This is a genomic window from Parasphingorhabdus sp. (genome assembly GCF_036568145.1).
Taxonomy (GTDB): Bacteria; Pseudomonadota; Alphaproteobacteria; order Sphingomonadales; family Sphingomonadaceae; genus Parasphingorhabdus.
The window spans coordinates 96487-120425 of sequence record NZ_DATCTC010000027.1 but is presented as its reverse complement, the minus strand read 5'-3'; the positions used below and the strand labels follow the sequence as shown (position 1 = coordinate 120425).

24 protein-coding genes and 1 tRNA gene are annotated in these 23939 nt (G+C 55.4%); 9 read left to right on the top strand and 16 right to left on the bottom strand.

Annotated elements, in window-relative coordinates; translation table 11 throughout:
* Positions 1–2: 2 nt before the first annotated feature.
* Positions 3–935 carry a cell division protein FtsX gene (locus tag VIN76_RS09840; protein ID WP_332041667.1) on the bottom strand — a complete coding sequence of 311 codons (933 nt, stop codon included), beginning with the start codon at positions 933–935 and terminating at the stop codon, positions 3–5.
* An 11-nt stretch (positions 936–946) separates the two neighbouring features.
* Complete coding sequence (gene ftsE / locus VIN76_RS09835) at positions 947–1657, bottom strand: cell division ATP-binding protein FtsE (RefSeq protein ID WP_332041666.1); 711 nt, start codon at positions 1655–1657, stop codon at positions 947–949.
* 212 nt (positions 1658–1869) lie between these two features.
* On the opposite strand from ftsE, the gene VIN76_RS09830 reads away from it, so the two are divergent.
* Positions 1870–2646, top strand: coding sequence for a zinc-ribbon domain-containing protein (locus VIN76_RS09830; protein ID WP_332041665.1), 777 nt, complete (start codon positions 1870–1872; stop codon positions 2644–2646).
* A gap of 131 nt (positions 2647–2777) precedes the next feature.
* Positions 2778–2865: transfer RNA gene (locus VIN76_RS09825), tRNA-Leu, on the top strand.
* Between the two features lie 49 nt (positions 2866–2914).
* Here VIN76_RS09825 and VIN76_RS09820 read toward each other — a convergent pair.
* The 4 genes from VIN76_RS09820 to VIN76_RS09805 form a co-directional block, all read right to left on the bottom strand.
* On the bottom strand, positions 2915–3418 hold the full coding sequence (locus VIN76_RS09820) for a hypothetical protein (protein ID WP_332041664.1): 504 nt from the start codon (positions 3416–3418) through the stop codon (positions 2915–2917).
* Positions 3419–3608: 190 nt separating this feature from the next.
* A complete protein-coding gene (locus VIN76_RS09815) occupies positions 3609–4151 on the bottom strand; it encodes a SixA phosphatase family protein (RefSeq protein WP_332041663.1) in 543 nt (180 codons plus the stop codon).
* 20 nt (positions 4152–4171) lie between these two features.
* Positions 4172–6961 (bottom strand): ATP-dependent DNA helicase, encoded by a 2790-nt coding sequence (locus tag VIN76_RS09810; RefSeq protein ID WP_332041662.1) that lies wholly within the window; start codon positions 6959–6961, stop codon positions 4172–4174.
* Positions 6962–6985: 24 nt separating this feature from the next.
* Positions 6986–7555: an NnrU family protein gene (locus VIN76_RS09805; protein WP_332041661.1), complete on the bottom strand. Its 570-nt coding sequence runs from the start codon at positions 7553–7555 to the stop codon at positions 6986–6988.
* Positions 7556–7690: 135 nt separating this feature from the next.
* Here VIN76_RS09805 and VIN76_RS09800 point away from each other — a divergent pair, with 135 nt between their 5' ends.
* The 3 genes from VIN76_RS09800 (at position 7691) to VIN76_RS09790 (ending at position 10395) form a co-directional block, all read left to right on the top strand.
* Entirely contained in the window at positions 7691–9283 is a 1593-nt protein-coding gene (locus VIN76_RS09800; RefSeq protein WP_414696333.1) for a lysine--tRNA ligase, read from the top strand.
* On the top strand, positions 9280–9759 hold the full coding sequence (locus VIN76_RS09795; RefSeq protein ID WP_332041660.1) for an asparaginase domain-containing protein: 480 nt from the start codon (positions 9280–9282) through the stop codon (positions 9757–9759). The genes VIN76_RS09800 and VIN76_RS09795 overlap by 4 nt, the downstream gene beginning before the upstream one ends.
* An 87-nt stretch (positions 9760–9846) precedes the next feature.
* Positions 9847–10395, top strand: a complete 549-nt coding sequence (locus tag VIN76_RS09790; protein WP_414696332.1) for a DUF1003 domain-containing protein — start codon at positions 9847–9849, stop codon at positions 10393–10395.
* 48 nt (positions 10396–10443) lie between these two features.
* Here VIN76_RS09790 and VIN76_RS09785 read toward each other — a convergent pair whose 3' ends face one another.
* Positions 10444–11493 (bottom strand): fatty acid desaturase family protein, encoded by a 1050-nt coding sequence (locus VIN76_RS09785; protein WP_332041659.1) that lies wholly within the window; start codon positions 11491–11493, stop codon positions 10444–10446.
* Between the two features lie 131 nt (positions 11494–11624).
* On the opposite strand from VIN76_RS09785, the gene VIN76_RS09780 reads away from it, so the two are divergent.
* A complete protein-coding gene (locus VIN76_RS09780) occupies positions 11625–11873 on the top strand; it encodes a hypothetical protein (RefSeq protein WP_332041658.1) in 249 nt (82 codons plus the stop codon).
* Here VIN76_RS09780 and argE read toward each other — a convergent pair.
* Positions 11859–13022 carry an acetylornithine deacetylase gene (argE, locus tag VIN76_RS09775; protein ID WP_332041657.1) on the bottom strand — a complete coding sequence of 388 codons (1164 nt, stop codon included), beginning with the start codon at positions 13020–13022 and terminating at the stop codon, positions 11859–11861. The two genes, VIN76_RS09780 and argE, sit on opposite strands and share 15 nt — an antisense overlap.
* A gap of 196 nt (positions 13023–13218) precedes the next feature.
* Between argE and VIN76_RS09770 the strand changes: the two genes are divergently transcribed.
* On the top strand, positions 13219–13668 hold the full coding sequence (locus VIN76_RS09770) for a GAF domain-containing protein (protein WP_332041656.1): 450 nt from the start codon (positions 13219–13221) through the stop codon (positions 13666–13668).
* A gap of 22 nt (positions 13669–13690) precedes the next feature.
* On the opposite strand, the gene VIN76_RS09765 is transcribed toward VIN76_RS09770, so the two are convergent.
* The 8 genes from VIN76_RS09765 to aroQ form a co-directional block, all read right to left on the bottom strand.
* Positions 13691–13984 carry a hypothetical protein gene (locus tag VIN76_RS09765; protein ID WP_332041655.1) on the bottom strand — a complete coding sequence of 98 codons (294 nt, stop codon included), beginning with the start codon at positions 13982–13984 and terminating at the stop codon, positions 13691–13693.
* Positions 13985–14301: 317 nt separating this feature from the next.
* Positions 14302–16152 (bottom strand): DUF885 domain-containing protein, encoded by a 1851-nt coding sequence (locus VIN76_RS09760; protein WP_332041654.1) that lies wholly within the window; start codon positions 16150–16152, stop codon positions 14302–14304.
* Positions 16153–16311: 159 nt separating this feature from the next.
* The gene (locus tag VIN76_RS09755) at positions 16312–17010 is read right to left on the bottom strand and encodes a 2OG-Fe(II) oxygenase (protein ID WP_332041653.1); all 699 of its coding nucleotides are present in this window, start codon (positions 17008–17010) and stop codon (positions 16312–16314) included.
* Between the two features lie 8 nt (positions 17011–17018).
* Positions 17019–18311, bottom strand: coding sequence for an amidohydrolase family protein (locus VIN76_RS09750; protein WP_332041652.1), 1293 nt, complete (start codon positions 18309–18311; stop codon positions 17019–17021).
* Positions 18312–18471: 160 nt separating this feature from the next.
* The gene (locus tag VIN76_RS09745; RefSeq protein ID WP_332041651.1) at positions 18472–19392 is read right to left on the bottom strand and encodes an RcnB family protein; all 921 of its coding nucleotides are present in this window, start codon (positions 19390–19392) and stop codon (positions 18472–18474) included.
* A gap of 169 nt (positions 19393–19561) precedes the next feature.
* Positions 19562–20914: an acetyl-CoA carboxylase biotin carboxylase subunit gene (accC, locus tag VIN76_RS09740; protein ID WP_332041650.1), complete on the bottom strand. Its 1353-nt coding sequence runs from the start codon at positions 20912–20914 to the stop codon at positions 19562–19564.
* 14 nt (positions 20915–20928) lie between these two features.
* Complete coding sequence (accB, locus tag VIN76_RS09735) at positions 20929–21402, bottom strand: acetyl-CoA carboxylase biotin carboxyl carrier protein (protein ID WP_332041649.1); 474 nt, start codon at positions 21400–21402, stop codon at positions 20929–20931.
* A gap of 34 nt (positions 21403–21436) precedes the next feature.
* Positions 21437–21889: a type II 3-dehydroquinate dehydratase gene (gene aroQ, locus VIN76_RS09730; protein ID WP_332041648.1), complete on the bottom strand. Its 453-nt coding sequence runs from the start codon at positions 21887–21889 to the stop codon at positions 21437–21439.
* A gap of 113 nt (positions 21890–22002) precedes the next feature.
* Between aroQ and thiS the strand changes: the two genes are divergently transcribed.
* Positions 22003–23019: a sulfur carrier protein ThiS gene (thiS, locus tag VIN76_RS09725; protein WP_332041647.1), complete on the top strand. Its 1017-nt coding sequence runs from the start codon at positions 22003–22005 to the stop codon at positions 23017–23019.
* A 384-nt stretch (positions 23020–23403) separates the two neighbouring features.
* Positions 23404–23760, top strand: a complete 357-nt coding sequence (locus VIN76_RS09720) for a UrcA family protein (RefSeq protein WP_332041646.1) — start codon at positions 23404–23406, stop codon at positions 23758–23760.
* The last annotated feature ends 179 nt before the right edge of the window (positions 23761–23939 follow it).

Below are 23939 nucleotides of genomic sequence, written 5' to 3'. Positions count from 1 at the left end.
GACTATAATATTTTCTTTAACGCGCCCATGACTGTCATTCGCGCAGTCACCATGGCAAGGATCATCCCCAATATCGGAATGAGGCTGATAATCAACCAGCTATACCACGACAGACCGAGCGACTGGACCAGTCCGGAGCCCAGAGCGGAAAGCTGAGCGCCCAATAAAACTATGATCGCGGCTCCGAATATCAGGCCCAATATCCCGCCAAGCAGCGCATCGAGAGCGATCCTGCGCTGGAACAGGCGGCTGATCTGTCCGTCCGTGCCGCCGAGCAGATGAATGACGCTGATGGTTTCCTTATGCGTGTTGAGCGCGGCGCGGGCAGAGATTATCACCGCCGCTGCCGTCGTGATGGCAAGCAACAGCACCAGCCCGAAAGCAATCCACTGGAAAGAGTGCACCAGTGCGATAACCGGCGCGATCAGGCCGCTGCTCGGTTCTACACGGGCGCTTGCCGCCAATGGCCGGATTGCAGCGCGTAACTCCGCAAGCTCTTTTTCCCCCGCAGAACGCACGAGGGTGAGGTCGATCAGCGAGGGCAGCGGAATATCATCCATCAAAGAAGCATCGCTGCCACCTTCATTGTCCATCTCGCCAACAGTTTGCCCCAGCCACGGCGCGATCAGCTCTTCAATCTCTTCTGGCGGCAAAACCCGGACTTTATCGACCAAATCCATCCCGCGCAGCCGCGCCGCTGCATCGCGGGTTTGCCGGGCTTTAACGTCGGGATTGGCCTCGATAATCTGGACCGTGGCGCGGCTGGACAATTGATCGGAGATATTATTCCCGGCTTCCGCAAAGGCAAGGCCCGCTCCGGTTGCCAGCACCATCAGGAAAATCATGATCGCAATGACCCAGGGCATCGGTCCCGACAAGCGGCCCTCGGGAATGAGCCGACGGTCATGGCGCGGAATGACGAACAGGCTGAGCACCGGGCGGCTACCTACGCTCTGTCATGCGGCAAAGGGGGGTTGCGCAAGGAACCGGTGGGGTCGGACAGCTCGCCTTTTTCAAGCCGCATCATCTGGGCGCCGGGCACTTTGCTCAAAAGGTGGATGTCATGGGTCGCAACCACGATAGTTGTGCCCAAAGTGTTCAGCGCTTCGAACAGTTGCAGCAGACGCAGCGCCATTTCCGGATCGACATTGCCGGTCGGTTCATCGGCGACCAGTATCTCCGGCCTGCCGATGACGGCGCGCGCAATGGCAACGCGTTGTTGCTCCCCGCCTGACAAGGTAGCGGGACGCGCCTCCGCACGGTCACCCAGACCAACCCAGTCGAGCATATCGGCAACCGGCGTGGCCAGTTCCTTTTCCTTTACCCCCGCAACGCGCAGCGGCAGGGCGATATTGTCAAAAGCGGACAGGTGCGGAACAAGGCGAAAATCCTGAAACACCACACCAATGCGCCGCCGGAATGCGGGCAGGCGATTACGTGACATGGTGACGGCATCCTCACCGAACAGGCGGATCAAACCTCGGCTGGGCCGCTGGGCAAGATAGAGCAGCTTGAGCAGCGATGTCTTGCCCGCCCCGGAAGCGCCGGTCAGGAAGTAAAAACTGCCCGGAAACAGCGTGAATGAAAGGTCTGATAGCGTCTCCGCGCCGGCTCCATAGCGCAGACCAACATTTTCAAATTGAACAATTTCATTCATCAGGATTTTTCAAATCATTTGATAGTGTTGGACTGTAAAATATCTTGCGGATTCAATAAGACCCTATAGCTTCAAAAATCAACTGTCGCGTGGTTTGTGACCGTTCAAGTCGGCGCTATAGACTCGAAATAAAGCCACCGGCCCAAAAAGGATTTCAAAAGCAGGCAGCACAGGCTTGCAGTTTCATGCTTTGGCGTGTTTAGAATGATGTCATGATTTTGAATTGCCCGGCCTGCAAGACACGTTACCTCGTGCCTGACAGTGCGATCGGCCCCTCTGGCCGGTCGGTTCGCTGCGCATCATGCCGTCATAGCTGGTTTCAGGAACCGGCGTCTCCGGAACCCGCCGCCCCCGCTGGTCCGGCCATGGGGCAGGGGGAGCCGCCAGTGCCCGGACTTCGGACCCAGCCTTCATCCCGGCAAGAACCGCAGCAAACGGCCCAGACATCGACCCAGACTTCGGCCAGCCCATCCGCAAGGCCGCCGCTATCCGGTGCGGGCGCCCCTCCATTTGCTTCGGAATCAAGCAGCTTCGCGCATGCCCCCCCGTTCAAGCCGCGGCGTAACCCCGCAAAATTGTGGACGATTGCCGCGATTGCCTTTGCTTTTCTGGTCATCGTGACCGGCGCGGCGATTTATGCTTTCGGAACGCCCAACCTGTTCTCGAACTATCAAATGGCGTCGGTTGACGACACGCCTTTGCTGATCGAGCTGAGCGCGAAACAGGACCGGCGGACGTTGAAGGACGGGACAGAATATTTTGCGGCCAGCGGGACGATCATCAACCCTTCCAACACCGAACAATCCGTGCCGCCAATGCTGGTCATCCTGCGCGATGCCAGCGGCCGGATTGTCTATAGCTGGAAAATGAAAGCACCCGCCAAAAACCTGGCTCCCGGCGCGAAAGTCAATTTCAACGAAGCAAAGCTGGACGTGCCGCGCTCTGCCAGCCAGCTCGAAGTGGGCTGGGCCGATATAGCGCGCGATTAACGCAAGCTGCGCGTCGTTTATTGACAAGAACAACTATCAACATCTTCTTTGCACAATATCTATTGCGGCCCCATTCGCGCTTTGCTAGGGCACGCGCCTACCAAGGGCTTATGGCCCAGCTTTATGACAGTGCGGTCGTGGCGGAATTGGTAGACGCGCAGCGTTGAGGTCGCTGTGGGATAATATCCCGTGGAAGTTCGAGTCTTCTCGACCGCACCAGAATTAAATCTAAGTATTTACTTAGATTTGTAGTGAAACTTTTAAAACCTCATCCCGCCTTCTTGAAGCGTTTCCAAGGCACTAAACTCGTGCTAAATTCTGAGGCGGCGAACATTCTCAGGTTGTCCAACACTTCCTCTCGCTTTTGCCTGTATGGTCTGCGGGCCTCGATCTGTCCTTCACCTATTCCATTGATGTTACCAGAAAGTCGTTTTTTTGCTGCCTTAAACATCCACAATTCGTAATGGCTACCAACGGCATCCAGTTCAGATAGGCTACTGATGAACTGAGGAAAATAAATTGCAGCAATGGCTTTTGCTTTAGGGAGGGGAGCTGGTTCCTGAGTGTCTTGTGCCCCAAAGACGCGAATGCTTTGAACAACGCTTAACCAATGATCGTGAGCGTAGATACAGCTAAGCATCTCTTCCAACTTTTCAGCACGCTTCTTTCTATTGCTACTCTCCTCGTTCAACCAGTGTGCCAGGGGAGGGCCGACGATGCCTCCAGCAAGGCCGATTATACCACCTACAATGACTGGTACGAGTGATTCCACTGTAACTCCCCTTTTATACGCTCACCTAATTGCATTATGATGTGCTTATTTTACATATTATTGAGAATTAAGCATTCCTAATAGAAATGCTAAGAATTATTCGAACTTCAGTGAAGTAATATTACTGTTGCTATGTGATTGTATAAAAAGAGGAATAGTCTTCTCGACCGCACCAGTTTTTCCCAAAATATCAAATATAATCGGGGCCAAGCTCATGATCGAGATCGCGCGGGCGAGTGAAGCGGTCGAAGGTGGCGCAGTCATCTTTGATGTCGGCCCATTGGTCGATATTCAATGTCAGTTCCGCCAATGACGCAGTGGGATATTTGACTTCCACCGCACTGCGCGGTTCGGATGAGCTGTCATGAGGGACCAGATCAAAGACCAGATCTTCAAGGCCGGGATTATGACCGACCATCAGGATATGCTCTGCTTGCGGGTCTGCTCCGCGCAGCACATCCATCAAGGTTGCGGATGAAGCCAGATAGATTTTGCGGTCCCATTGCGGCTCGATGGAAAGGCCGCTGGCCGCTACAAAATGTTCGAGTGTTTCAATGACACGCTGAGCGGGAGAAGCGAGCACCAGGTCAAAGGTTATGCCGCCGCGCTTGACAAATGTGCCCATCACCGCAGCAGCGCGCTTGCCCTTTTCGTTAAGCGGCCGGTCAAAATCCCGCGTGACGGTATCATCCCAACTGGATTTCGCATGCCGCAAAAGTGTCAGTTTCTTCATATACTGCCCGATTTACCCCGTCATTTGCCTTCTTTGGAAACGCGATTCACGGAAGAGCCATGCCCGAAAGATATGTCAGGGGGAAGACTGGATATCGCAGTTTTGGATTTTGCCGCCCTTATCTCCGCCAGCGCTCGGTCCAGCGTCATTCTTTCCACCGGCGTGCCCTTGGGAAAAGCGGACAGCAGCCGTGACGGGAAAGCGGATGACAGGATGACAAAATGGCCACGATCGTCGGAGCGCCGGATAATCCGGCCAAATGCCTGCGCCAGACGTGACCGGATGAGCCGGTCATCATAGGCACTGCCCCCGCCCGCCAGTCGCCGGGCCTTGTGCAATATGTCGGGACGCGGCCAGGGCACCGATTCCATCACGACCAGACGCAGGCTATTGCCCGGCACATCAACGCCGTCACGAAGCGCATCCGTGCCAAGCAGGCTGGCCTTGGGATCATCGCGGAAGATATCCACCAACGTTCCGGTATCAATCGGATCGACATGCTGCGCGTAAATCGGCAGCTCGTTTTGCGCCATGCGGTCGGCAATCCGCGCATAGACCGTGCGTAGCCGACGAATCGCGGTAAACAGCCCCAGCGTGCCGCCGCCCGATGCCTCTATTAACTGGGCATAAGCCCCGGCAAGAGCCGCCATATCGCCGCGCTTTACATCGGTGACTATGATGACCTTGGCTTGCTCTGCATAGTTGAACGGGCTGGGCACTTCAAATTCCTGCACCGCCTGGTCCAGATGCACGGCTCCGCTGCGCGCCCTTGCCGTTTCCCAGTCGCCGCCGCCTTTCAGCGTGGCGGATGTCACCATCAAGCCATGGGCGGGCTTGGTGACAGTTTCCGTGACCGGAATGGTCGGGTCGAGCCAGTGGCGGCAGATGCCGATATCATATTCGCGGCCTTCAAACCGTTCGATCATCATCCAGTCGACAAAATCGGGATCCGCCGGACCGCCGATACGCGACAATAACGCCAGCCAGCCCGATAATGTATCGCAGCGCCAGCCAAGGCTGGACAACGCGCCCTCCATCCGTGCGCGAGCCGGGCCATCCATCCAGTCCGGGCCTTCCGCGATCAGATGTTCGATCCGCTTGCCCAGCCGGACCAAAGGTTTGAGCAAAGCGTCAATAGCTTCGGCGGCATTGGCAACCGCGTCGATCATCGGGCCTTCGATGGCGGTGATTTCGGTTTCGAGCCCGTAACCGGCATCCGCGCTCTGGCTTTCGTCGCGGGCAAAGACCATGTGGCGCACTTCGCCCAGCAAGGTTTCGACCGGGCCATAAGGTTCGCTTTCGGCCAATCGCTGTATCCATCCGTCCCCCGGCATGGCTTCGGCAGCGTGACGAGCGCTTTCAATCGCGCGTCCGCCTTCCTCGTCATAAGAGGCAAGGTCCGCAAGGCGGGCGGCAAGCCCCCGCCGCCGTCCGCGGTTACGGCTTTCCGGTCCGATGACCCAGCGGCGGATCTCTATGCCTTCCTGTCCCGACAGGCGTGTGGAAAACATCGAATCGGCAGCATCGAACAGGTGATGTCCTTCGTCAAAGATCAGGCGCGTTGGGGCGTTTTGTTGATCACCACCACCGCCTAAAGTTCCGCCCAAAGTCCCTCTGGCGGCATTGACCATGACCAGCGCATGATTGGCGATGACAATATCGGCCTGCTGGCTGGCGCGGGCAGATTTCTCGATGAAGCATTTTCGGTAATGGGGGCATCCCGCATAGACACATTCGCCGCGCCGGTCGGTCAGTGCGGTCGCACCATTGCGGCGGAATAGTGTCGGCAGCCAGCCGGGCAGGTCGCCGCCAACCATATCGCCGTCTTTTGAATAGGCCGCCCATCGCGCGACCAGATGCGCGAGAATCGCGGCGCGGCCGGTAAAGCCGCCCTGTAATGCGTCTTCCAGATTGAGCAGGCAGAGATAATTCTCCCGCCCCTTGCGCACCACTACCTTTTTACGGAAAGTCTCTTCGTCGGGGTAAATGCGCCGGGTTTCGCGGTCGAGTTGCCGCTGCAAAGCCTTGGTAAAGGTGGAAATCCAGACCGCGCCGCCCGCTTTTTCAGACCAAAGCGACGCGGGCGCAAGATAGCCCAGCGTCTTGCCAATACCTGTGCCCGCTTCGGCGAGTAGCATATTGGGCGCGCCTTTGACGCGGCGCGGGTTGAATATGTTTGCTACAGCGGCGGCATAGCTTTTCTGTCCGGCGCGTTCCTCGGCCCCGGCGCCGGTCAGTGCGCTTAGCTGGTCCAGGGTTTCGCATTCGTCCATCGTCACCGTGCGGGGGGCGGGGCGCGGTGTTTCCTCTTCCCATTCGGTCAGTTTGGAGAATAGCCAGCGTTCGGTTTCCTCCGGTTTGGCAAGGCGCTTTGATATTTCCCCCGCCCATGGCCAGCGCAGCCGGTAGAGCGCCTGCGCGCTGCTCCACGCGCCTTCGCGCTGCGGCCAGTGCCCGGCTTGCAATCCGGCCAGTAAATGGGCGGCGGCGGTGCGGTAAAAGCACGCGATGTCCGATTCCTGCGTGGCCGGTTCCAGCCCCAATATCTTGGCCAGGCCAGACGGGGTGGGGACAACAAATTGCGCGGGATGGATGAAGGCAAAAAGCTCCAGCAGGTCAAGCCCTGACAGGTCTGGATAGCCCAGCCGCTGCCCCATAAGCGGCGCATTGAGCAGGATATGCGGCGTTTCGGCCACAGTGCCAATCGCCTCACCCTTGCCGATTTCGCGGCTCACTCCATCCGTGCCGCAAAGCCAGATACCGCTATGGCTGACATGCAGCGCGGGATAGGGGAGGAGGGATTGGGTCAAGGGGTTAACTTATACTCAAAAATATTACGCACCCACAAGCGGGATACCTGTATAATATCGGTGCGTCATGAACAGGACGCCATACAGGACCAGCGCGATAACCAAGCCCAATATCTCCCGGCCTACACTCGCGGTTTCGGTCGGCTTTACCCAGCCGCCTTCGTTACGTGATACGGTGAAAATCGAGATCAGCGCCCAAAGGCCAAGCCCGCCGAACAATATCAGGGACCGGCTGTCGCCATTGGCCAGCAAATGACCGATAGCCCAAACCAAAAGGCCGGTCAGCATGGGATGGCGCACCCATTGCCTGATCTGCGATTTGCCGTGCGAAGCCCCGAAGAGCAGGATTACAAAGACCATCAGCAACATATTGAGATGCCGGCCCCAGCTTGGGGGATCATAAACGAACGCAGGTTCCGCCGTGCGCCAGCCATAGATCATCAGTGCCACAGAGACGATGATGAGCAATGCGGCCAAGCCCCTGTGCGGACCCTTGCCCAGCTTGTCCTGAAGTGTTTTTTGAAAATCCGGAGCAACGGATTTATTCAAATGAACAATGCTCCAGAGTAATACTCCTGCAATCAATGCACCCATTTAAAATCTCCCGCTTTTGTGCTGTGTTAGCTTGCTATAGATGCTAATGCTACTATTAGCGCAGGTTCAGGCAATATTATCGCCCTGAAATTACGCAACCATCAAACAATCATCATTTATCAGGACTATCAAATCGTGACCGATTATCGTGAAGCAGCAGAGCAATCCAAAGCATGGCCTTTTGAAGAAGCCCGCAAATTGCTCAAACGCTATCGCGGAGAGCGCGGTGCCGCTGCGCCCAAGACCGGGCCTGATGGTGAAATTCTGCCCATGTTGTTTGAAACCGGCTATGGTCCTTCCGGACTGCCGCATATCGGCACGTTTAACGAAGTGCTGCGCACCACCATGGTCCGCCATGCTTATGAGACGCTGACCGGCTATCCGACCCGTTTGATCGCCTTTTCCGATGATATGGACGGGTTCCGCAAAGTGCCGACCAATGTTCCGCATCAGGATATGTTGGCAGAGCACCTGAACAAGCCGCTGACCCAAGTGCCGGACCCGTTCGGTAAATATGAAAGTTTCGCGGCGCATAACAATGCGATGCTGCGCGAATTTCTGGACCGGTTCGGTTTCGATTATGAATTCATGTCTTCAACCGACCAATATACGTCCGGCAGGTTTGACCCGACATTGAAGCTGGTGCTTCAGTGCTATGACCAGATCATGGACATCATGTTGCCGACATTGGGCAAGGAACGGCAAGCGACCTATTCACCGGTGCTGCCGATCAGCCCGAAAAGCGGGCATGTCCTGCAAGTTCCGGTCGAGGTGATCGACGCGGAAGCTGGCATAGTGCGGTTTGAAGATGACGGCGACATGATCGAGCAAAATATATTGTCCGGCAGAGCCAAGCTGCAATGGAAAGTGGACTGGGCGATGCGCTGGACCGCTTTGGGCGTCGATTATGAAATGTATGGCAAGGATTTGACCGATAGCGGCATTGTCTCCGGGAAAATCGCCAAAACACTGGGCGCACGTAAACCGGAAGGTCTGATTTACGAACTGTTCCTCGACGCCAAGGGAGAGAAAATCTCTAAATCCAAAGGCAATGGCCTGAGCATCGAGGAATGGCTTCGCTATGGCTCGGAAAACAGCCTGGCTTTCTATATTTACCGCGAACCCAAATCCGCGAAACAGCTTCACATGGGCGTGATCCCGAAAGCCGTGGATGAATATTTCCAGTTTCGCGCCAACTGGCATGAGCAGACACCGGACAAGCGGCTCGGCAATGCAGTGCACCATGTCCATAATGGCGATGTGCCCACCGACACGATTCCGGTGACATTCGGATTGCTGCTAAACCTTGTCGGGGTGATGGGCGATGCCGACCGGGATCAGATCTGGGGCTATTTGCGCCAATATGCACCCGATGCAACGCCAGAGAAATACCCTGATCTGGATGAGTTGATCGGCAACGCGATGGCCTATCACAAGGATTTTGTCGCGCCCACACTGCACCGTCGTAAACCCGAAGGAGTGGAAGTTGCGGCGCTGGAACGGCTCGACAGCGAACTCGCCGCTTTGCCGGATGGCGCAGAAGCGGAAGATATCCAGACGATTGTCTATACGATCGGCAAGGAAGGCGGCTTTGACAATCTGCGTGACTGGTTCAAGGCGCTTTACGAGACGTTGCTGGGCAGCCACCAAGGACCGCGCATGGGTAGCTTTATCGCGCTTTACGGCATTGAAAACACCCGCAAGCTGATTGCGGAGGCGCTGGCTTGATTGAAATTTTCACCACGGGCGGCACGATCGACAAGGTCTATTTCGACGCATTGTCGGAATATCAGATCGGGCCGACGGCGCTGCCCGACATACTGGCGGAAAATAATGTCCACGTCCCGCACCGGGTGCGGCAGTTGATGCGTAAGGACAGTCTGGACCTTACCGATGCTGACCGGCAGGTAATCCATGACGCTGTGGCCGGGTGCGATGCAAGCAAGGTGCTGGTAACGCACGGCACGGATACGATGGTGGAGACAGCGCAGAAACTTTGCGATATTCCCGGAAAAACGATCGTGCTGACCGGGTCGATGCAACCGGCGACGCTGCGCAATAGCGATGCCGAATTTAACATCGGCTTTGCCTTGGCAGCGACACAGACCCTGCCGCCCGGCGTATATATTGCGATGAACGGCGAGGTGTTTGATCCGGCAACGGCAAAAAAAGACCGCATGGCCCATCGCTTCATTCACGGATAGGCACATACTCGTTTAACAGCATCCTGCTCTAACATCTTTTCAAGACGGCCATAAACTGCTCAACCGGACATAGGTTATGTGGAGGCCATGATGAAAGAGCGGAGAAATGTTGGCGAGCTTGCGGGAGACCTTTTGGGCAAATCGCTGAATGAACTGAGCGCGGACGAGCTTAATGTATTGGAAAGTATCCACCAGCGAACCATTGTAAGTGAAGATCTTGTAGAGCGGGCGGATAAGGAAGAGAGCTTTGGCGACCGCCTGTCTGACCGTGTTGCGGAAATAGGGGGGTCTTGGGGGTTTATCACCATATTCATTCTGGTGCTGCTGGGCTGGATGGTTTTAAACACCGAAATTCTTGGGAAGTTCAACCAGGTATTTGACCCTTACCCGTTTATTTTTCTTAATCTACTGCTCTCCACGCTGGCGGCAATTCAGGCGCCGATTATAATGATGAGCCAGAACCGGGCATCGGGTAAAGACCGTATGGCCGCCGCTCATGATTACGAAGTGAACCTGCGCGCGGAAATTGACATTATCCGCCTCCATGAAAAAATGGACTTTCTATTGATGGAGAAAGTCACGAGATTGGAAGCTGCTCTGGATGAGATCAAGTCGGGTATGAAGCCGGTGCACTAAAGGGCCCGGCCATTGGATCAGGCGGATAGCCAGGTATCAATCCGCGTATCAGGCGCTAACTGTGGCAGGCAGGCTGGTTACTTGTTTCAGCACGGACCAATATCCGCCCGCTATCGTCATCCGCTGGTCCATTCCCTTTGCAACCAGAAGCGCGTTTGCTTTGGGTAGGTTATAGCACGGAATGCCCATGAACAGGTGATGCTCGCTATGGTAATTGACCCAATAGGGCGCCACCGTGGCGCGTTCCAGCCAGTTTGCATAGGTCGTGCGCGCGTGCGTGAACGGATCTTCGCTGCCCGTGGTGGTGCAGGCATGTTCCGCAATATTGCGGATGCGCAGGAATAGCTGGAATGTCGTCGCCAGTGCGATGAACCAGATCAGGAAGGGCAGGGCGCCAAAACCGCTAAGATAAGAGAGCGCCAGCAAGAGAAGCTGGGCCAGAATGAACTGCGCGGTGACTTTGCCGATGAATAATGTTTGCGCCACGCTCTGTTTTGCCGGATCGACCGTTTCACCCGCCAGCCCCGCTTCCGGTCGGCCAGCCTTGCTGTCATAACCGGAAAGGACTTTGCCGCCGCTCATGATGATAAGTCGCGCAGCCGACAGCATCGTAACCAGTTGCGCGCCGCGCTGTTTCAGAAAGGTCAGACCGGTCAGGTCGCGCAATATTTTGCGTGCCATGCTCGCCTTGCTGGTCGGGAAGGGCTTTGACAGCCTGAGGTCCGGGTCTTCTGGTTGCTGCGTATAGCGGTGATGGATCAGGTGATAGGCGCGATAGGATTGCAAGTCGCTGCCGACAAAAATGCCGCTCGCCCATTGGGCAAGGAAATTGTTCACCTTGCGCCGCGGGTGGAGCAGGCCATGCGCGCCGTCATGCATCAGGATGGCAAGGCCAAGCTGCCTGCTGCCGACCAGAATGATGGCCGCGATCCACGCCAGCGGATGGGCCGTCCATACTGCCACACCGATAGAGGCTATAATAACGATCCACGCATGGGCGATCATCAGCGGACCGCGCCACTTGGAAACAGCGGTCAACCGCGCCCAATTATCGGGCGTAAAAATATCTGTAGGACGGGCGGCTTTAACGGCTGGCATACTTGCTATAATAGCCTAATTCCCGCCAAAAAGCCAGTTTTCTGCACCTCTTCCGGAAGTTCGCTTATTCCGTAACGTAAATGAAGCGGCTTGTCTTCAACCTGTAACGCGAAGCCATCATCTATGGCGGAATGGCACCAGCTCAAAACCGATTCGCTGCACCGAAACGTGCCTTGCTTGCGCCTGATATCAGGAGCAGCCTCCATGTCATGCTTGTCGCCAAGCATGTCTTTTCGGAGGAAGGATTGCATGAGGAAGATGGCAATCACGCCATCTATCATCGGGAAATCCGTTCGATACTGGAGAATATGGGGATCAGGCTGTCGCTGGCGGACAGCTATGAAGCTTTGTTTGAGCATCCCGGCTTAGGGCTGCTTTAATTCCTCGGCCAGTCGCAGCATGAAATCAGCGCCGCGGGAAAATTGGTCCAGGCTGAGATATTCGTCCGGCTGGTGCGCTTGTTCAATCGATCCGGGGCCGCAGATGATGGTGGGGAAACCCGCTTGCCGGAATTGACCCGCTTCGGCCGCGTAGGATACGACCCCGGCTGGCACGTTGTCTCCCGTCAGCTTGCGGACAAACGCCTCCGCCTCGGCGGAACCGGACTGGCCGAGCGGCGGAGCGTTGGAAAGCTGCTCCACGCGGACTCCCGTATCTGGAAAAGCATCTTTAAGCTGCGCGTCAATCGCTGCCGCTTTTTCCTTGAACGGTTTCAGGATGACATCCGGATCCACATCAGGCGGGCAACGCAAATCGAAAATGAACCAGGCGCGCCGCGCCAATATATTCGCCGCCGTGCCGCCTTCCATCTTGCCAATGGTCAGCGTTGCATGGGGCGGTATGAACGGGGAGCCAGGATCGGCCTTGTCCCACAGGTCACGCGCCAGTTCGGCAAGATCATGCATCAGTTCAATCGCAATCATATTGGCGGAAATGCCAAGATGCGTCAGGCTGCTATGCGCTTCGTGGCCCAGCACTTCGACCTCGTGCACACTAATGCCCTTATGCCCATTCACGGGTTTCATCATGGTTGGCTCACCGACAATCGCCAATGCCGGTTTCGGGAGCGTGGCGGCAATTTCCTCGATCATCGCAGGTGCGCCCAGACAGCCAATTTCCTCGTCATAGCTGATCGCCAGATGGACCGGGCGCTTGCCGTCTTTCAGCATGGGGACCGCAGCGAGGGCAAGGGCGATAAAGCCCTTCATATCGCACGTCCCGCGCCCGTGCAGCAGGCCATCACGTTCTGTCACCGTGAACGGATCGCTGGACCAGTTTTGCCCGTCCACAGGCACGACATCGCTATGGCCCGACAGGATGATGCCGCCCGGTATATTCGGGCCGATGGTGGCATAAAGATTGGCCTTGGACCCGTCCGCATTGCTAACGCGCGCGGCGCTGATCCCGTATTGGGACAGATAATCCTCAACCCAGCTAATAAGCTCCAGATTGCTGTTGCGGGAGGTGGTATCAAAAGAGATCAGCGAATCGAGTATCACCAAAGCCGGTTTAAGTAACTGATTGATCATAAATCTAGCATATAGGTTGTACCGGCAGAATGGAATGGGAAGCAAAAATACTTAGATTTCATATAGTTTACGCGAAGATACATTTACTTATTGCGGGACTCAAATAGTTTTCGCTAAAGATGCGTTCATCTATGGTTAATAATTTGTTTAGATTTCAGCCCTAAGCCAATTTGGAAACAAAGGCACTCATCCGCGCATGAACAAAGTTATTTCAGTTGAACAGGATTTGGAACTGCTCGCTCGACTGGCGGCGGGGCTGCTTGCGACTCCCGTGGTTATGATCACCGTGTATAACAGAGACAATGATGATGCAGGTTCCAGTGCCCTTGCCGATCGACATTCGGTTGTCTCATGCGATCCGGAATGGGCCGCAAATCACCCGGATATTGATATAACGCAACTGGGTTGCCCGCGCCGTGCGATGACACAATCGCTTGGACTTTACGCATCAATGCCGCTTCGCAGCGGCGATGGCGCAATCATTGGTACGGTTGCTTGCGCCGCCGATGAAGCCAGGGAATTGGGCGACAGTGAAATGGCTGTGTTGAGACATGTAACCGGATTGGCAGCTGCGGTTGTCGCCGCCGTTACTGACTCCGCTTCGGAAAGCGTTGTTAAACAGAAAGCTGTTAACTTTTCCGCTTAATCTTTGTCACTTGTCCAAACCGTCAGGCGCCGACATCCGCTTCGTTCAGCGCAGCTTTCCCGCGAGCCGTTATCACCATATCCAGAAAACGGGGGCCAGAGGACTGTCCGGTCAGAAATGCCTCATACAGGACCATGCCATTGTCGCTTAATGTTTGAATGACATCAACAAAATGCGCAGGTTCGCCGCCATTACCGTTTGATACGACCGTAGAGGGGGTCATGGTAACAGGTGAGGGCCAAACATCATTGAGCGATCTCAATACAGAGAATTCTATCTCAGACAGAGTTGCTTCGGGGGAATAAGCATATGTCATATTATATTATGAACCAGTCAAATTAAGTTTGCCCCACTCAGTTTGATACCGTTAACCTTTATTAAACTAAAAAGTTAAAAAAGTGTTAACGGCAAGGGAGCGCCCAAGGAAAACACCTGTTTCGCTTTTTGGTTCCATATCCATCCATAAATATGCCTGACAGTCAGCTTTTAATAGCTATTCCGCCCCGAAAAGCGAACGAGTTGAGGTAATTGGCCATCTGACGATATATTCCAGTCACCAACAAGAATTACCCCTGATCCGGGTTACTACCCCAAAACCATGGGTAATTCTCGCAGGATAAAAAACAGGCAGTCTTAAGCCTGTGTGGCGATCCAATCGTCGATTTTCTTTTCCAGCACCGTCATCGGCAACGCGCCAGTGCCGAGTATCTGGTGATGAAATTCGCGCGGATCGAACTTGTCGCCGAGGCTTTTCTGCGCTTTATCCTTTAACCGCTGGATGGTTAAGGCACCTATTTTATAGGCCAGCGCCTGTGAAGGGATGGCGATATAGCGCTCCACCTCGGCGGTGGCATCGGTTTCGCCCATGCTGGAATTGTCGAGCATATACTGGATCGATTGCTCACGGGTCCAACCCTTGCTGTGCAGACCGGTATCCACCACCAGCCGCATGGCGCGGAGCATTTCGTCATCCAGATGACCGAAGCGCTGATAGGGATCGTCGAACAGGCCCATCGGGAAGCCCAGTTTTTCAGCATATAGCGCCCAGCCCTCGACAAAGGCGGTGTTACCGCCAAAACGCATGAAACTGGGCAGGTCTTCATTTTCCTGTGCCAGTGAAATCTGGAAATGGTGGCCCGGTGCGCCTTCGTGCAGATAGAGTGTGGTTATGCCATAGGTGTTGCGTGAGGGCAGGTCATAGGCGTTGAAATAGAACACCCCGGGGCGCGAACCGTCGGGCGTCCCGCTTTCATAGGAACCACCAGCCTGAAACTTTTCGATCGCTTCGGGATAGGGACGGATTTCCAGCGGGGATTTCGGCAGTATCTTGAACTGCGTGGCGATGACCTTGTCGACCTCTTTACCCAGATCATAATAGCTTTGGGTCAGCGCTTCACGCGATTCCGGGTCAAATTGGGGATCGGTGCGTAAATGGGTGAAAAACTCTGACAAGGTGCCCGTGAAGCCCACTTCGTTCTTGATCGCCTCCATCTCGGTCTTGATCCGTGCGACTTCGCTAAGGCCAAGCTCGTGGATATAATCTGCCTCCAAGGGCAGCGTCGTCGTATCCTCGATCAGATGCTTGTACAGCACGTCGCCGCCCTTCATGGAGGACAGGCCGACACCGTCCCGTGTCACAAGCAGATATTCGTTTTTCAGAAAATCGTGGAGCGTCTGATAGGTTGCGAAAATCTTTTTCGTCATGTCCGCATATTCTGCGGTCAGGCGGGTTTTATCGGCATCGCTGAAATCGTCCGGAAACGCCTTTGTCGGTGCCATGAAGGGGCTATTTTCAAGGCCAAGCCCGATTTGCGTGGCAAGCTGTTCAATCACATTGCCGATAGTGAGTTTTGTCTCGACGACACCGCTGTCCATGCCCTGACGGAACCGGCCCACCGAGCGGTCTATGAGCGTGATATACTCGTCGTGGCGCTTTAGATTGTCTTCATAATGCTTGACCGTCTTGAACGGGGCCGCGCCCTTGCCCGATGCAAAGGACGGATAAAATACATGAAAGCCACTGAAATGGTTGAGAGGGCGAACAATGGTCAGGGCCAAAATCTCGTCGGACAGACCCGAGATCGTCTGCGCCTTGTCGCGCATGAACACGTCATAGGCAATCTGGTCGGTCACGCCGAGCTTGCTGCGGTCAATATTCTTTAAGGCTGCAAGCTCACTTTCGGCGGCGATGCGCTCGGCGGCAAAATATTCATCGGTTATGAAGTCGCCCAATTGATCGGCATAACGCTCATCCCCGCGAAATAGCGCGCTGATCGGATTGCGCTTCAGGCTGTCTTCGTCGCTTTGCGCGAACAGTGCCTTTAATCTCTCGCTTTCCGTCATCGCGGGCTTGCTTGCCGCTGTCTGCGTGGCGTCCTGCTGAGTGGCCGCAGAACTGGCTATGGTCAGGCTTTGGGCATTTGCGGCCGAAGCGGCGGCAAGAAGGCTGGTGGCCGCGAGTAAGGTGAAAGTCTTGTTGTTCATGGAGGTTCCCTGTTTTATATTGTCAACAGAGCTAACACGACTTGGTTTCGCCTGCAACGAGCTGAGATGTCGTTGGTCGAATATTTCAACTGGTCTATATGTTCTTAAGGCAAATAGCATAGCGTTAGTGCTGGGCCTGTCGCCGGACAGAAGCACTGATCACTGAACCCGACAGCCCTTCCACCGGTTAAGCCGGAACCATTTGGTAATGATATATTTCGTGCCTTTTACCACCGGCGTTCCGGCGTGCAGCGTGTTCAGGTTAGGGCGCCCGTCCAGCCCCATATTGTTCCAGGTCAGCAACATCCCCTTGCGCGGTTCGACCTGATATTCCAGTTGGGGAAAAGCGGTTGCGCCGCCTTCCTCCGGCTCGTTGAGATAGACCATGGCCGTCCAGCTGCGCTGCCCACCGTTATTCTCCTCACCCTTTGTCCAATATTCTTCGCTTTCGTGGAAAAAGTCATGGTGATCCTTGAACTGCTGCCCCACTTCATAGCGTTGCCCTTGCATGACTTCGCTATGGGAGTTCTCCAGCCCCATCAGGTCGCAGATTGATTGCTCGATGCGCTGGATATCCTTGTCATGCGGATCGACATTGCAGCTGTAGCTGGTCCGATAGCCCTCCCGCTCGGTACCGGTATAAAGGCTGGATGGTACCGCCTTGTCATTAATCATGTTGATAAGCAGGTCGCAATCTTTGGTACCAAGAAAATTCTGGCATACAAAAATCTGCGCGTGCGGACTTTCCAGCCACTGCACATTCGGATGGGCGTTCAGCCTGTCCGTAACGGACCGGCCAATCTCGGCCAGGCGTTTCGGGCTGTTGTTACGGGTAGTTTTCGCAGCACGAACGTTCATTGGCAAACTCAATCAATCACCCGCCCGCGCACCATTACCCAGTCGATCTCTTCCAGCACCGTGACATCCTCAAGCGGATTTCCGTCAAAGGCAATCAGGTCGGCGGAATAGCCATTGGCGATGCGTCCGATTTGCCCTTCCATTCCCAACACTTCAGCAGCAACGGTCGTGGCACTGGCGACCGCTTCCCGCGGGGTCATGCCGTGGCTGACCATCAGTGCAAATTCCTCTGCATTGCGGCCATGGTCAAAGACACCGGCATCAGTACCAAATGCGATCCGCACTCCCATTTTTTTTGCCATGGTGACCGCTTTGCCGACTGTGTCCAAAGTTGCACGGATCTTGTTTTCGACCACGGGTGTATAGACGCCTTTGCCCAGCCCATCGCTAACGCCCTGAAACGCCATCAGGGTAGGGACCAGCGCAGAACCGTTGTCCTTCATCGCTTTCAGCGCCGCCTCATCTGCAAATGTGCCATGGTCAATCGTATCAATACCGGCCCGCGCGGCTGCTTCGATCCCGCGTGCACCGTGGGCATGGGCCATGACTTTCAGGCCAAGGGAATGGGCGGTATCCGCAATCGCGGTCATTTCGGCATCAGTGAAATGCGCTTCGAGACCGCGTCCCTGCTGTGACAATACGCCGCCGGTTGCCGTAATCTTGATAATGTCTGAACCCGCGCGAGACGCCTTTCGCACTTTCGCCGCGCATTCGTTCGCGCCTGTGCAAGTGTACCCGCTGGCGAGGGCCGCATTGATGTCTTCGGTAAAGCCGGTCGTGTCGCCATGGCCGCCAATAATCGCCAGCGCTGGCCCCGCCGCGATAATCCGCGGGCCGGGGACAAGGCCTTCGGCCGTGCCCCTGCGAAGCGAGAATGCCGAATATTGCGAAGAGCCTGCTTCCCGCACGGTCGTAAATCCGGCCTTTGCCGTCAGCAGCGCATTTTTTGCGCCAACGACAACGCCCCATTCGTCAGGCTCGGTGGTCTGTTTCCAGAAATCGCCTCCAGGATCACCGGTCAGGTGGACGTGAAGGTCAATCAGGCCGGGCATCACGGTTTTATCAGACATATCGATAATGGTGACATGATCTTCCGGCGCAGAGGGGACGTTGGTCCCCGTGCTCACGTCGATAATCATGCCATTCTGGACGATTATTGTCGCCGGTCCAGTCGCGCCCTGCGCCGGATCAGCGATAAGATTGCCCACTTTAATCATCGTGATTGGCGGAGGCGTTTCGGCCGCCGCAAGGGCGGGGACTGCAAATCCCAGCGCAATAATTGCCATCAAATGCCGGATCATATCAACTCTTCCCCCATAAACCATTCCTGTCTTGTGACATGTTTGGAACGAGCGGAAAACGGTTTCAAGGGAAATATAGCCGGTAAAATAACTAAAGGCCCGCAATCATCGCTGATTACGGGCCTTCATCGACGAAGCGGGTTTTTGAGGAACGGCTTGTCTAGTAAAAAAAGTCGTAGATCACATCGACCACACGGCCATTATAGGTGTCGATCAACAGCACATCGTCATAATAGCGGATCCAGCGATAGCTGCCGTAAGCGGGCGGCAGGCGGTAACGCCACGGATCGTTTATCCAGTAGCGCGACCCGTAAAAGGCCGATCCCAGAGAAATCCCGATGCTCCAGCGCCGGTAATTATGGCTCCGAACGGGCGCGTAGTAACGGCCTGGACGATAATAGTGCCGGTTCGAGCTGCGATATGACCGCCAGTTATAGCGGTTGTCATTGCGCCATCCCCGGTTCCATTGTCGAGTGTTGCGGTTTCTGTCACGATAATTATCGCGGCGGTCATTGGCCCAGCGGCGGTCGTTGTCTCTGCGGCGGTCGTTACGGACAGTGCGATTGCGGTCTGTCCATGCGTTTTCACGGTCCCAACGGCGGTTATCGCGCCGATCTACCCGGCGGTCCTGGTTACGGTCACGGCGGACGTCGGTGCGGCGTTCCACGCGGCGTTCGTTACGCTGGGCCATATCCCGGCGGGTTTGCCGGTCGGAACGGCTGGCCTCTGCACGGCTGCGGGAAATGTTTCTGTCTGCATAGCGGCGGCTCTGCCTGTCGGCTGAACGGCGCTCTTGCCAAGAGGTGGTGCGGTCGCGGTTCCTCTGCACGGTGGCGCGGCCTCTATTATTGCGGTCTTCGGATCGTGCTGCGCGCCGTGCATCGCGGTTACCGGAACCACGATTGCCGCGATCAGCCCGGCGTTCGGAACGGCCATCGCGTTGCAGCGCGGCATTGCCTGTCAAATCCGCTGCTATCACAGAACCGGTCTGGTTCACATTGGGCGTGACATTAGCGGCCGAAGCTGCGGCCGGGGTCATAATTGTGGCTGCCATCAGGCTGGATATAAAAAATAGTCGCATAGCTTTGCTCCTCACCATAGCGACTCTCTTCGCCGCGTCTAGGGAACAAGTTATAGACCGCTTACTCTGACAGATAGCTGAACCGTGCTGTAATATTCAGGAAAGGTTCCGCTTATATGAACGGGCAGCTATATCCCGGCCCCTCAAAAACCGTCATCCCCACCTGAATCTAGTCTTCGTCAGCCTTCTCCAGCCATTCTTCCAGCCATTTGATCGTATATTCACCCGACTGGAAGCCCTCGTCATAAACCAGCTTTTGATGGAGCGGGATGGTGGTCTCCACGCCTTCGATGACAAATTCATCCAGCGCGCGGGCCAGCCGCATCATGCATCCATCCCTTGTCCGGCCATATACAATGAGCTTCGCGATCATGCTGTCATAATAAGGCGGGATCGTATATCCGGCATAAAGCCCGCTGTCGACGCGGACATGCATACCGCCCGGTGCGTGATAGCTGACAACCTTGCCGGGGGAAGGAGCAAAGGTTTTCGGATTTTCAGCATTGATCCGGCATTCAATCGCGTGGCCCTTGAACTCCAGGTCTTCCTGTTTGACAGAAAGGTCGCGGCCATCGGCAATGCGGATTTGCTCGCGCACCAGATCAAAGCCGGTAATCATTTCGGTTACCGGATGCTCGACCTGAAGGCGTGTGTTCATTTCGATGAAGTAAAATTCGCCATTCTCGTAAAGAAACTCGATCGTGCCCGCCCCGCGATATTGCATGCCTTTCATGGCATCGACGCAGACTTTACCCATTCTGGCGCGTTGTTCTGCGCTGATGACCGGTGACGGCGCTTCTTCCAGCACTTTCTGGTGCCGGCGTTGCAATGAACAATCGCGCTCGCCAAGGTGAATGGCATTGCCGCGTCCGTCGCCAAAAACCTGAAACTCGATATGGCGCGGATCGCCGAGATATTTTTCGATATAGACGGTCGCGTCGCCGAAAGCGGCTTTGGCTTCGGTGCCGGCTTGCTGCATCTGGGTTTCCAGCTCGGCCTCGCTGTTCACGACTTTCATCCCGCGCCCGCCGCCGCCCGATGCGGCCTTGATGATGACCGGATAGCCCACCTCTGCCGCAACCTGTTTGGCAACTTCTATATCGCTGACCGCGCCATCAGAGCCGGGGACAAGCGGAATGCCGAGGTCGCCAGCGGTTTTTTTGGCCGCAACCTTGTCGCCCATGATTTTGATATGTTCGGGCTTGGGACCAATCCATTTAATGCCGTGCGCTTCGACCACTTCGGCAAAATTGGCATTTTCGGACAGGAAGCCATAGCCGGGGTGAATGGCATCCGCCCCGCTGATTTCCGCCGCAGAAATAATCGCCGGTATGCTGAGATAACTGTCAGCAGCGGCAGGCGGGCCGATACAGATGGCCTCATGCGCCAGCCGCACATGCATTGCATCTTCGTCCGCGGTGCTGTGAACGGCAACGGTATCGATACCAAGTTCACGGGCGGCGCGCAGGATACGAAGTGCGATTTCGCCGCGATTGGCGATCAGGATTTTATTGATGGTCATGCGCTAAGCCCCATCTACGCAATCACAACCAGCGGTTGGTCATATTCGACCGGCTGGCCGTTTTCGACCAATATTGCTTTTATTGTGCCACTGCTTTCAGCGGCGATAGGGTTCATCACTTTCATCGCTTCCACGATCAACAAAGTGTCACCCGCAGTAACCTTGTCGCCCACGCTTACAAAATTGGCGGCATCCGGATCGGGGGCAAGGTAAACGGTTCCAACCATTGGTGATTTCTGCGCGCCGGCATGATCGTCAGCGGGGGGAGCTGCGGCTTCGGCAGGTAATGCGGCTGGTGCGGGCGCGGGTGCTGCAACAGCCTGAACCGCTGCATATCCGCCACCAATATTACGAGAGACGCGGATTCTGCGGTCGTCATCCTCGACTTCAATTTCGCTTAAACCGGCGTCATTCAATATCCCGGCAAGCTCCCGAACAATGTCTAGGTCGACATTCATGCTATCATCTTTGTCTTTTTTTGCGGCCATTACTGGTTCCCATTATTGAAATTTAGATATTGTTTTATAATTTTCGGGTGGCGTGAAGCGCCAATTCGTAGCTGAGCGCACCAAAGCCGCAAATCGTGCCTTTTGCAACCGGGGCAATCAAACTTTTGTGCCGAAATTCTTCCCGCGCCGCTGGATTGGATAAATGCACTTCTATAACCGGCACGTCTATGGCCAGTATAGCGTCATAAAGTGCGATGGAACTATGGGTAAACGCCCCGGCATTCAGGATGACCGCTAGCGCCTCCTCGGCAGCCGCTTCATGCAGCCAGTCGACCAGATGGCCTTCATGGTTGCTTTGGCGGATATCAACTTCCAGACCCATTTCCTGCGCCTGATCTTCCAGCCGCCCGGCTATATCATCCAGCGTGTCGGACCCATAGATTTCCGGTTCCCGCATCCCCAGTAAATTGAGGTTCGGGCCATTAAGGACAAAAACGGTCTTTCGTGCGCTCTTTCCCTGTGACAATATAATGTCCCCCATCTCGTGCTTTTGGTTGCGGCACCGCGTACCTGTTTATATGGCCTCTTTAAAGGGCTCGATTCCGAAAAGCGAGATCAAACAGTATGGAAACATTGGTTATGCCGGAAATTTCAATTCAGTTAAATGGTGATCAAAAGCGGATTGCAGGCGGAATGTCTGTTGCCGACCTTGTCCGCTCGCTGGATCTTGACCCGGGGAAAGTGGCCGTAGAGCGGAACCGGGAGATCGTGACGCGCTCGACCCTGGCCGATGTTACGGTGGAAGACGGTGATGAACTGGAAATCGTCCATTTCGTCGGCGGCGGCGATCATGCCGATAATAAGGGCGGTGCAGATGACGGTCCGGCGACTGATGGCTGGAGCGTTGCGGGGCTGAATTTCAAATCGCGTCTGATTGTTGGCACCGGCAAATACAAGAATTTTGAAGAAAATGCCGCAGCCGTGGAAGCTGCGGGTGCAGAGATTGTGACCGTCGCCGTGCGGCGCGTAAATGTCATGGATCGTAACCAGCCCATGCTGACAGACTATATTGATCCAAAGAAAATCACTTATCTCCCCAATACCGCAGGCTGTTTTAATGCCGATGACGCCATTCGCACGTTGCGGCTGGCACGCGAAGCGGGCGGATGGGAACTTGTGAAGCTGGAAGTGCTGGGCGAGGCGAAGACGCTTTACCCCAATATGCGTGAAACTCTGGCCGCGACCGAAGTGCTGGCCAACGAAGGTTTCAAGCCGATGGTCTATTGCGTCGATGATCCGATTGCCGCGAAACAGTTGGAAGATGCCGGTGCCGTCGCGGTCATGCCGCTGGGTGCGCCGATCGGATCGGGGCTGGGGATACAAAACCGGGTAACGATCCGTTTGATTGTAGAGGGCGCCAATGTGCCGGTACTGGTCGATGCCGGTGTCGGAACCGCCAGCGATGCCGCCGTTGCCATGGAGCTGGGCTGCGACGGTGTTCTGATGAACACCGCCATTGCCGAAGCCAAGCAGCCGGTGCGAATGGCCCGTGCGATGAAGCTGGCGGTTGAGGCCGGACGCGAAGCCTATCTGTCGGGCCGTATGGGACGGCGCATGTATGCCGACCCGTCAAGTCCCCTGTCCGGACTGATTTAACGCTTTTTGACATATACTCACTGCGGTTGATCGTGTTTCGCCGTGTTTCATCGTGATTCGGTGTCATTGGTAACATATTGAATAGTAACAAAAGTTACGTTTTGTTACGTTGATCGACGCCCCGTTGTCGTTGGTCGAAGCCTTTCGCTGCCCGTCGATAATAATCGCCGTTTATAGAAGTTCGAATGCTCTCCGCCCCGCCTTGTCGTATCCAAGAATACGAGGCGGGAGCAACAGCATAAGCCACCAGGTCCTTCCCCGATCTGGCTGAAACAAACTGCTCCCGTTCTCATAACCCGGTCCCTCTTTCAGCAGGGATATACGGGCAGGTCAGACCCCGATTTTCTGGCCTGCCTCAAGAATTATAAATGAGGAGTGAAATCAATGAAAAATTCCATATTGAACAAGAGCCTGTTCGCCGCCGCAGCCATCGCCGTATCCGTGACCGGCTTCTCTGTTGGCGCAAGCGCACAGAACCGTATCACCAAGTCCGTTGAAGTAAGCTATGGCGACCTTGATCTGGCCAGTGCCGAAGGACAGCAGATTTTCGATGGCCGTATCAAAGGCGCGGTCCGGAAAGTGTGCGGCAGTTACGGGCGTATGAATCTTCGCGAAATGACCGATCACGGCAACTGCGTCAAAGAAGCCAGCGTGTCCGCCAAGCAGGCAAAAGTCTCTCTGATCGCACAGGCCAAAGCGGGCAAGCTTAAAGAAACCGCTATGGTCGTTAGCTCCAAGTAACAGCAGAGCCGCAAACCCCAATCAAGCGGCCCCTTTTACCAACCTACTGATACCCCGGTGCCCCTTACACCGGGGTTTATTTTTGGGAACTTCCCGGGATATCATGTTCCCCCGTTAATCCTGAGCTTGTCGAAGGATGATTCAGGTCTTGATACTATGCTTTTTTCAGAGGCGTCCTT